Below are 8,960 nucleotides of genomic sequence, written 5' to 3' on the forward strand. Positions count from 1 at the left end.
CACCCCGACGCCGAAGGAGACCTTACGGACGGTGAACGTCTCGCGGAGGCCGCCGCCGTGGCGACGGATCACGACGCCCTGGAAGACCTGTACACGGGAGCGTGAACCCTCGATCACCTTGACGTGCACCTTGACGGTGTCACCCGGACGGAAGTCCGGGATGTCGGAGCGCAGCGACCGCGCGTCGAGCTCGTCCAGGGCGTTCATGGCTCGTCGTCCTCGCGTTTCACGGGTCGGCCCGGGCGCACCGTCCGGGAACGGTGCCGGGCGACCGGATGGGTTCGTACCGTGTTGCACGCACCCGGGGGGCGCGGACCGGGCGCCGAACGGGCCCGTGGCAACTCCTCCAGTCTGCCAGACGCTCGGTTCGAGGCCGCCCGGCGGGGCCTCACCGCGTCCGGTCGGGGAGCTCGTACCCGGCGGCGGCCAGGATCTCCCGGTCGTGGCGGTCGAACGCGGCCTCCCCGTGCGCGGCGAGCAGGCCGTCGAGCAGGTCGGGACGCACCGCGGCCGTCCGTTCCAGCGACCGGTCGCGTCGCCAGCGGGCGACGGCGCCGTGGTCACCGCCCCGCAGCACCGCGGGCACATCGAGCCCGCGCCACGACTCGGGACGCGTGTACGCGGGCGCCTCGAGCAGCCCGTCGGAGAAGGAGTCGAGCTCGGCCGACGCCGGGTTGCCCAGCACCCCGGGCACCAGGCGGGACACCGCCTCCACCGCGACGAGGGCCGCGACCTCGCCCCCGGCCAGCACGTAGTCGCCCAGCGAGAACTCCTCGACGCGGCCGTGGCGGGCGGCGTCGGCGGTCACCCGCGCGTCGATGCCCTCGTAGCGCCCGCAGGCCAGCACGAGCCGCGCCTCGCCGGCCCACGCGGCGGCCCGGGCCTGGGTCAGCGGGGCGCCGGCCGGGGTCGGGACCAGCAGCAGCCCCGGCTCGTGGGGGTCCTCCGCGCGGACCGCGTCGAGGGCCTCGCCCCACACCGTGGGAACCATGACCATGCCGGGGCCGCCGCCGTACGGGGCGTCGTCGACGGCCTTGTGGACGCCGGTGGCCCAGGTGCGCAGGTCGTGGACGTGCAGGTCGATCAGTCCGGCCCGCCGCGCGCGACCGACGAGGGCGTCGTCGAGCGGCGCGAGGTAACCGGGGAAGATCGTGACGACGTCGATGCGCACGCGGGGTGATCCTGCCGGGTGCACCCGGGAAGGGGGACGGATGGGCGGCACGACGCCGGTGCTGTGGTCCTCGGACCTGGAGGTCCAGTGGCGGGTGCTGCTGGACCTGCTGGTCGCGCTCGTGCTCTGCACCGTCATCGGCATCGAGCGCGAGCTGGCGGCGAAGAGCGCGGGCCTGCGCACCCACGCGCTGGTCGGGGTCGGCTCCGCGGCCTTCATGCTCATCTCGAAGTACGGCTTCTCCGACCTGATCGCCCTCGACCACATCTCGCTCGACCCGTCCCGCGTCGCCGCCCAGATCGTGTCCGGGATCGGCTTCATCGGCGGCGGGCTGATCTTTGTGCGCCGCGACGCGGTCCGGGGCCTGACGACCGCGGCGACGGTCTGGGTGGCCGCCGCGGTCGGTACGGCCGCCGGGGCGGGGCTGCCCCTGCTCGCCGTCGCGGGCACCGTCGTCCACTACCTGATCACCCGCGGCTTCCGGCCCCTCTCGCGGGCGCTGTCGCGGTCGTCGGCGGCGCCGCGCCCGCTGCACGTCACCTACGTCGACGGGCGCGGGGTGCTGCGGGAGGTGCTCACCGCCTGCACCGAGCGGGGGTTCGCCGTGGCGGGCATGACCGTCGACCGGGAGGACCCCGGCGACGTCGACGGGACGCCGCGCAGCGCCGCGGTGACCCTGTCCCTGCTGGGCCGGATCCCGCTGCCCCCGTTGACGAGCGAGCTGGCCGAGATCCCGGGCGTGCTCGGGGTGCGGGTGGTGGCCGACGAGGGCGAGGAGGCGACGGACTGAGCGGGCGGGGGTGATCTCGGCGCCCCGCCCGGGTACCACCCCCGACACCGCCGCCGCCTCTCGGGAGGAACGTCATGGCCGAGTCGTCCGCGCCCCAGGGTGTCGCCCAGAAGTTGATCTCCTCCCACCTCGTCGAGGGCGACATGACCCCCGGCGAGGAGGTGTCGCTCCGCATCGACCAGACCCTCACCCAGGACGCCACCGGCACGCTGGTGATGCAGGAGCTCGAGGCCCTGGGCCTGGAGCGCGTCCACACCGAGCTCTCGGTGCAGTACGTCGACCACAACCTGCTCCAGGCCGACGAGAAGAACGCCGAGGACCACGCGTACCTGCACTCGGCCTGCCGCAAGTTCGGGCTCTGGTACTCCAAGCCCGGCAACGGCGTCTCGCACCCGACGCACATGCAGCGGTTCGGCAAGCCCGGGAAGACCATGATCGGGTCGGACTCGCACACCCCGGCGGGGGGCGCGCTGGGGATGCTGGCCATCGGGGTCGGCGGCCTGGAGGTGGCGCTGGCCATCACCGGGAAGCCGTTGAACATCCAGATGCCCGAGATCTGGGGCGTGCACCTGCACGGTGAGCTGCCGCCCTGGTGCTCGGCCAAGGACGTCATCCTCGAGATGCTGCGCCGTCACGGCACCAAGGGCGCCACCAACCGGATCATCGAGTACCACGGCCCGGGCCTGGACGGCCTCACCGCGATGGACCGCCACGTCATCGCGAACATGGGGGCCGAGCTCGGCGCGACGACGACGGTCTTCCCCGCCGACGACGAGGTGCGCCGCTTCCTCGCCTCCGAGGACCGCGAGGACGACTTCACCGAGCTGCTCGCCGACGAGGGCGTCACCTACGACGTCACCGAGGACATCGACCTGTCGCAGATCGTCCCGCTGATCGCCAAGCCGTCGTCGCCGGGCAACGTCGTGCCGGTGAGCGAGGTCGCCGGTGAGCCGGTGGGTCAGGTCGTGATCGGTTCGTCGGCCAACCCGGGGCTGCGCGACTTCGCCATCGCGGCGCGCATCGTCGAGGGGCGCCAGACCCACAACGCCGTCAGCTTCGACGTGAACCCCAGCTCCCGCGAGATCCTCGCCGACCTGACGCACATGGGCGCCACCACCGAGCTCATCCAGTCCGGCGCCCGCATCCACCAGGCCGGCTGCATGGGCTGCATCGGCATGGGGCAGGCCCCGGCGCCGGGCACCAACTCGCTGCGCACCTTCCCGCGCAACTTCCCCGGCCGCTCCGGCGCGGGCGCCGACGACCAGGTCTGGCTCTGCTCCCCGGAGACCGCCGCTGCCAGCGCGCTGAAGGGTGAGATCACCGACCCCCGCGCGCTGGCCGACGAGCTGGACCTCAAGTGGGGCGACCTCGGCCTCCCCGAGCACGCGATGGTCAACACGCGGATGCTGGAGGAGCCGGCGCCGGCCGAGCAGGCCGGCGAGGTCGAGCTGGTCAAGGGCCCGAACATCTCCGGGCTGCCCGAGTTCGACCGGTTCCCCGACGAGTTCGAGATCCCGATCCTGCTCAAGGTCGGCGACGACATCTCCACCGACGACATCTCCCCCGCCGGCGCGGCCGCCCTGCCCTACCGGTCCAACATCCCGAAGCTGGCCCAGTTCGCGTTCGTCCGGATCGACGAGGACTACCCGTCGAAGGCCGAGGAGATCAAGGAGTCCGGCCACGCGATCGTCGGGGGCGACAACTACGGCCAGGGCTCCTCGCGCGAGCACGCCGCCATCTGCCCGCGCTACCTGGGCCTGCGCGTGGTGATCGCGAAGTCGTTCGCCCGGATCCACTGGCAGAACCTGGCGAACTTCGGGATCCTCGCGCTCGAGTTCACCGACGGCGGCGACTACGACGCGCTGGAGCAGGGCGCCACGCTGTCCTTCTCCGGGGTGCACGACGCCCTGCAGAACGGCTCGGAGGTCACCGGCACCGTCGACGGCACCGAGTACACGTTCCGCCACCAGCTCTCGGAGCGGCAGGTGTCGATGGTGCTGGCCGGCGGCCTGATCCGGCAGATCGCGGAGTCGGAGGACTGACGCGGCCCGCTAGGCGGGGTCGAACAGGCCCTCGGGCGGGTCGAGCACGACCCGCCCGCCGGCCAGGTCCACCGTCGGGACGATCGCCTTGACGAACGGGACGAGCAGCTCGCCGTCGGGGGCGGCCAGGACCAGGAGCTCGCCCCCGGCGCCGTGCACCACGGAGGTGACGGTCCCGACGACGCTGCCGTCGGCCAGCTCGGCCCGCAGGCCCTCGAGTTGGTGGTCGTGGAACTCGTCGTCGTCGGCGATGTCCGCGTCGGACGCCTCGGCCCGCAGGACGCCGCGGCGCAGGGCCTCGGCGGCGTCGCGGTCGGTGACCTCGTCCGCGGTCACCAGCAGCCGCCCGCTGTGCCAGCGGGCCGCGGTGACCGTGAGCGTGCTCCGGCCGGGCACGCCGGAGACGTGGAGCACGGCTCCGGGCGCGAAGCGCTCCTCGGCCTGGTCGGTGCTGGGCTCGACGACGAGCTCGCCGCGCAGCCCGTGGGCCTTGACGACCCGCCCGACGACCCGCAGCCCGTCGTCGGGCGGAACGGCGTCGGGCGGGCCGGCCGAGCTGGGCGGGGCCCCGGTCACCGGTCGGTGTCGACCACGTCGACGCGGACGCCGCGTCCGCCGACCCCGCTGATGACGGTGCGCAGGGCCGTGGCCGTGCGTCCGTTGCGTCCGATGACCTTGCCCAGGTCGTCGGGGTGGACACGGACCTCGAGGGTGCGGCCGCGACGGTTGGTCACGAGGTCGACCGAGACCTCGTCGGGGTGCGTCACGATCCCGCGCACCAGGTGCTCGAGGGCCTCGGCGAGATCACTCACCGCCCGCTCACTCGGCCGCGTTGTTGCTGACCTTGGCCAGCTCCTCGTTGAACCGCGCCTGCTTGTCGACCTTCTCGGGCTGCGCCTGGAGCCGGCCCTCGGTGTGGGGCAGGCCCTTGAACCGCTGCCAGTCGCCGGTGATCTTGAGCAGGCTGTGCACCGGCTCGGTCGGGATCGCGCCCACGCCGAGCCAGTACTGCGCGCGCTCCGAGTTGATCTTGATGTCACTCGGCTGGCTCTTCGGGTGGTACTCGCCGATCGTCTCGATCACGCGCCCGTCGCGACGGTTGCGGGCGTCGGCGACGACCACGCGGTAGTGGGGCTCGCGGATCTTGCCCATGCGGGCGAGCTTGATCTTGACGGCCACGGGTCCGGTGTTCTCCTCGTTCGCAGTACTGCTCAGTGCTCGGCGTCCCCGGCCGGCGTGGGGTCACCACCGGCCGTGCACCGCAGGTCCGAGGTCGCGGCCCAGGGAGAGGGTGGCCACGACACAACCACCTGATTGTGCCAGAGGCCCCGGACGTCCCGGTGCGGCGGGGCCACCCGCCGGGCCTACCCGTCGGCGAGCGCCCGGGCCACCGCCTGCGCGTTCGCCACCGCCTCGGGAGTGTCCCCGTGCAGGCAGAGCGAGTCGGCCCGGACCTCCAGCTCGGTGCCGTCCACCGCGACGATCACGCCGTCGCGCGCCAGCCGGACCGCGCGGTCGACGACGGCGTCGGTGTCGGGCAGCAGGGCCCCCGGCTCCGAGCGCGGGACCAGGGTGCCCTCGGGGGTGTAGCCGCGGTCGGCGAACGCCTCGGCGATCGTCGTGAGCCCGGCGTCGCCCGCGAGCGCGAGGAGCCGGCCGCCGGGCAGCCCCATGACCGGGAGGTCCCCCGCCGCCCGCGCGGCCTCGACGACCGCGGCCGCCTGCTCCTCGTGGTGGACGACGGTGTTGTAGAGCGCGCCGTGCGGCTTGACGTACTCGACCTCGACGCCGGCCGCCTGCGCCATCGCCCGCAGGGCCCCGATCTGGTAGAGCACCTCGGCGGCGAGCGTCGCGCGGTCCACGTCCAGGAAGCGGCGCCCGAACCCGGCGAGGTCGCGGTAGGACACCTGCGCGCCGATGCGGACCCCGCGCTCGGCCGCCCGCGCGCACACCCGTCGCATGGTCGCGGCGTCGCCCGCGTGGAACCCGCAGGCGACGTTGGCCGAGGTCACGACCTCGAGCAGCGCGTCGTCGTCGGTCAGCGACCACTGCCCGAAGCCCTCGGCGAGGTCGGCGTTGAGGTCGAGGGTCACAGCAGGACCCGCCCGCGGCGCAGCACGGCGGCCGGGTGGCGCAGCACGTCGAGGTCGAGGCGGGGGTCCTCGCGGACGAGCACCACGTCCGCGGGCGCGCCGGGCTCCAGGACGGGCCGCCCGAGCCACCTCCGGGCCGCGCCCGAGGCGGCCGCGAGCGCCCGTTCCGGCCCCAGCCCGACCTCGGCCAGGGCCGCGATCTCGTCGACGATCCGGCCGTGGACGATGCCGCCGCCGGCGTCGGTGCCCGCGTAGACGACGACGCCGGCGTCGATCGCGGCGGCGATCGTGTCCCGTGCCCGCGCGTGCAGCGCCCGCATGTGCGTGGCGTAGGCCGGGAACTTCTCGCCGGCCGCGTCCGCGAAGCCCGGGAAGTTCTCGACGTTGATCAGCGTCGGCACCAGGGCCGTGCCGCGGGCGGCCATCATCGCGATCGTCTCGTCGGTCAGGCCGGTGCCGTGCTCGATGCAGTCGATGCCCGCCCCGATCAGGCCCGGCAGCGCGTGCTCGCCGAACACGTGGGCGGTGACGCGGGCGCCGTGGGCGTGCGCGGCGTCGATCGCGTCGCGCAGGACGTCCTCGGGCCACAGCGGCGCGAGGTCGCCCTCGTCGCGGTCGATCCAGTCGCCGACGAGCTTGACCCACGGGTTGGCCCGCGCCTGCTCGGCGACCAGCCGCGGGAGCTCGGTCGGGTCCTCGAGATCGATCGACAGGCCGCGGATGTAGCGCTTCGGCCGCGCGAGGTGCCGGCCGGCGCGGACGATCTCGGGCATCGCCGGGTCGTCGTCGAGCGGCCGGGTGTCGATCGGGGCGCCGCAGTCACGGATCAGCAGGGCCCCGGCGGCGGCGTCGACGTGGCCCTGGGTGCGCGCCTCCTCCAGCTCGACCGGCCCGTCGGGACCGATGCCGACGTGGCAGTGCGCGTCGACCAGCCCGGGGAGGATCCAGCCCTCGAGCCGGTCGGCGTGCGCGATCGGTTCGCGCCCGACGCGGCCGTCGGCGGTGATCCACAGGTCCCGCGGGGCGTCGTCGCCGCCGTCGAGGACCGGTCCGTGCAGGTGGAGCGGGGGCACGGCGGGAATCCTAGGACCCCGCCGGACCGGGCACCGGCCGTCCCGACGGCGGGTCCCCCGGTACGTTCGGCCCCATGGCCGAGGCGTCCGCGGGAGGGCTCACGGCGCTGCCCGCGCTGCCCGCGCCGTCCGCGGTGGACCGGGTGGTCGAGGTGATCCGGGCGGCGCTGGCGGAGCAGGCCCCCGACGACGTCGTCGTGGCCACCGGGGTCGAGGTCCGGTTCGGAGGCCGGCTCACCCGCACACCCGACGTCCTCGTCGCCCGCGGCGGGGAGCCCGGTCGGCCCTGGTTCGCCCCGGAGGAGGTCCTGCTCGCCGTCGAGGTCGAGTCCTCGGAGGCGCCCCTGGTGGACCGGACGACGCCCGCGGCCTACGCCCGGCACGGGATCCCGCACGTCTGGCGGGTCACCCCGGAGCCGCCACTGATCCGGGTGACCACGTTGCGGGAGGGCGCCCACCGGCAGGTCGCGGCCGCGACGCACGTCCTCGCCCACGACCCGTTCCGGCTCGAGATCGACCTCGTGGCCCGGCTCCGCCGAGCGGCGCGGTGAGCTCCACCGACGACGTGCACGCGCTCGCCCGGGCGATGCCGCACGTCCGCGAGATCGTCGGGCCGAAGGGCAACTCGGTCTACCAGGTCGGCGGGAAGTCCTTCGTCTTCTTCCGCACTCCCCAGCGCGACGCGTCCGACCCCGTCACCGGCGAGCGGTACGACGACGTGGTCATGTTCTGGGTGGAATCGGAGGAGGCCAAGGCGGCGCTGCTCGGAGACCCCGACGGCCCGTACTTCACGACTCCGCGCTTCGACGGCCATCCGTCGGTCCTGGTGCGCGGGTCACGGCTGGGCGAGATCGACCTCGCCGAGCTCACCGAGATCGTGCAGGACGCGTGGCTCGCACAGGCCTCCCCGCGGCGCCGCGCCGCGTGGCTGGCCGAGCACGCGCCCTGAGCTGCCGTGCGGCCGGCGTCGAGGGGCACCTCAGGCACGCCCAGACGGACGCCGACCTGCCTGACGTACCCCTGATCACCGGCCGGCGTCGGCTGAGCCTACTTGCGGCGCTTCTTGTTGCCCTTCTTGCCGCCGCCGGAGCCCCGGCCACCGCCGCCACCGGCGTTCCCGGGGAAGGTCAGCGCACCGGGGTCGAAGCCCTCGGGCAGCTGGTCGAGGCCGGCGAGCCCGGGCGGGAGCTGGTTGAGGCCGGGCGTCTCGTACGACCCGACCGAGCGCTGGTTCCGGGTCGAGGAGCTCTCCGAGGCGATGCCCGCGATCGCCGGCATCGTCTTCGGGCCCCGCGCGGCCTTGCCGCCCTTGCGGGCGCCGCGCGCCGCCTTGCGGCCGCCGCCCATGCCGGGCATGCCCGCGAGGCCGAACTGGCCGGCCATGTTCTTCATCATCTTGCGGGCCTCGAAGAACCGCTCGACGAGCTGGTTGACGTCGGTGACGCCCACCCCGGAGCCGTTCGCGATCCGCAGCCGCCGCGACCCGTTGATGATCTTCGGGTCCTCCCGCTCGGCGGGGGTCATGCCGCGGATGATCGCCTGCACCCGGTCCAGGTGCTTCTCGTCCACCCCCGCGAGCTGGTCCTTCATCGCCGCGGCGCCCGGCAACATGCCGAGGATGTTGGCGATCGGACCCATCTTGCGGACCGACTGCATCTGCTCGAGGAAGTCCTCGAGCGTGAAGTCGCCCTCGCCCATCTTCTTCGCGGCGGCCTCGGCCTGGCCCGCGTCGAAGGCCTGCTCGGCCTGCTCGATGAGGGAGAGCACGTCGCCCATGCCCAGGATGCGCGA

The 8,960-nt window shown here is 74.1% G+C and carries 10 protein-coding genes and 2 pseudogenes; 4 read left to right on the plus strand and 8 right to left on the minus strand.

The window, feature by feature from the left end:
• The coding region (locus AC0CYZ_RS02890) for a 50S ribosomal protein L19 (RefSeq protein WP_472212171.1) at window positions 1-207 on the minus strand (207 nt) is incomplete at its 3' end.
• A gap of 181 nt (window positions 208-388) precedes the next feature.
• Complete coding sequence (gene trmD / locus AC0CYZ_RS02895; RefSeq protein WP_472212173.1) at window positions 389-1,171, minus strand: tRNA (guanosine(37)-N1)-methyltransferase TrmD; 783 nt, start codon at window positions 1,169-1,171, stop codon at window positions 389-391.
• Between the two features lie 40 nt (window positions 1,172-1,211).
• Here trmD and AC0CYZ_RS02900 point away from each other — a divergent pair, with 40 nt between their 5' ends.
• A complete protein-coding gene (locus AC0CYZ_RS02900; RefSeq protein ID WP_472212175.1) occupies window positions 1,212-1,961 on the plus strand; it encodes an MgtC/SapB family protein in 750 nt (249 codons plus the stop codon).
• A 74-nt stretch (window positions 1,962-2,035) separates the two neighbouring features.
• Window positions 2,036-4,003 carry an aconitate hydratase gene (locus tag AC0CYZ_RS02905; RefSeq protein ID WP_472212177.1) on the plus strand — a complete coding sequence of 656 codons (1,968 nt, stop codon included), beginning with the start codon at window positions 2,036-2,038 and terminating at the stop codon, window positions 4,001-4,003.
• 9 nt (window positions 4,004-4,012) lie between these two features.
• Here AC0CYZ_RS02905 and rimM read toward each other — a convergent pair whose 3' ends face one another.
• The 5 genes and pseudogenes from rimM to AC0CYZ_RS02930 all read right to left on the minus strand — a co-directional run bounded on the left by rimM (window position 4,013) and on the right by AC0CYZ_RS02930 (window position 7,169).
• The gene (gene rimM / locus AC0CYZ_RS02910) at window positions 4,013-4,519 is read right to left on the minus strand and encodes a ribosome maturation factor RimM (RefSeq protein WP_472212188.1); all 507 of its coding nucleotides are present in this window, start codon (window positions 4,517-4,519) and stop codon (window positions 4,013-4,015) included.
• A 56-nt stretch (window positions 4,520-4,575) separates the two neighbouring features.
• On the minus strand, window positions 4,576-4,815 hold the full coding sequence (locus AC0CYZ_RS02915; RefSeq protein WP_472212179.1) for an RNA-binding protein: 240 nt from the start codon (window positions 4,813-4,815) through the stop codon (window positions 4,576-4,578).
• Window positions 4,816-4,849: 34 nt separating this feature from the next.
• Window positions 4,850-5,182 (minus strand): annotated as a pseudogene (gene rpsP / locus AC0CYZ_RS02920) (30S ribosomal protein S16); the annotation flags it as partial.
• 185 nt (window positions 5,183-5,367) lie between these two features.
• Entirely contained in the window at window positions 5,368-6,096 is a 729-nt protein-coding gene (locus AC0CYZ_RS02925) for a LamB/YcsF family protein (RefSeq protein WP_472212181.1), read from the minus strand.
• The gene (locus AC0CYZ_RS02930; RefSeq protein ID WP_472212182.1) at window positions 6,093-7,169 is read right to left on the minus strand and encodes an amidohydrolase family protein; all 1,077 of its coding nucleotides are present in this window, start codon (window positions 7,167-7,169) and stop codon (window positions 6,093-6,095) included. Before AC0CYZ_RS02930 ends, AC0CYZ_RS02925 begins: the two co-directional genes overlap by 4 nt.
• A gap of 74 nt (window positions 7,170-7,243) precedes the next feature.
• On the opposite strand from AC0CYZ_RS02930, the gene AC0CYZ_RS02935 reads away from it, so the two are divergent.
• Window positions 7,244-7,720, plus strand: coding sequence for a Uma2 family endonuclease (locus AC0CYZ_RS02935; protein WP_472212184.1), 477 nt, complete (start codon window positions 7,244-7,246; stop codon window positions 7,718-7,720).
• Entirely contained in the window at window positions 7,717-8,118 is a 402-nt protein-coding gene (locus tag AC0CYZ_RS02940) for an MmcQ/YjbR family DNA-binding protein (RefSeq protein WP_472212186.1), read from the plus strand. The genes AC0CYZ_RS02935 and AC0CYZ_RS02940 overlap by 4 nt, the downstream gene beginning before the upstream one ends.
• Before the next feature lie 98 nt (window positions 8,119-8,216).
• Here the strand turns inward: AC0CYZ_RS02940 and AC0CYZ_RS02945 are convergent.
• Window positions 8,217-8,960: pseudogene (locus AC0CYZ_RS02945) on the minus strand (signal recognition particle protein); the annotation flags it as partial.

It is taken from the genome of Actinomycetospora sp., assembly GCF_055612215.1.